General features: G+C 53.7%; 1 pseudogene. It reads right to left on the reverse strand.

What is annotated here, in order from left to right:
* Positions 1-68 precede the first annotated feature (68 nt).
* Positions 69-275: pseudogene (locus A6R74_RS01090) on the reverse strand (HdaA/DnaA family protein); the annotation flags it as partial.
* Positions 276-294 lie beyond the last annotated feature (19 nt).

A 294-nucleotide genomic window follows, 5' to 3' on the forward strand; every position in this document is an offset into this window, starting at 1 on the left:
ACGCCCCTGTCGGCTCACGCTGACAGGGGCGTTTTATTTACTATCTTTAGCCTATGTTACCAGCGGCTTTACCAACCGAGGGCGGATTTCACAAACGGAATCGTCAATTTACGCTTGGCTGATAGCGATGCTGTGTCCAGTGTTTCCACGGCGCGGCAAAGCTCACCTAACTCGCGAGGACCACGGTGCAAAATATAGCGCCCAACGTCATCAGGCAATTGCATACCTCTCACGCTGGCGCGCCTCTTTCGCGCTGCCAAACGATCGTCATCATCCTCTCAGGGATGAACATGA

It is taken from the genome of Halomonas sp. ALS9, assembly GCF_001651035.1.
In the GTDB taxonomy this organism is placed as follows: domain Bacteria; phylum Pseudomonadota; class Gammaproteobacteria; order Pseudomonadales; family Halomonadaceae; genus Vreelandella.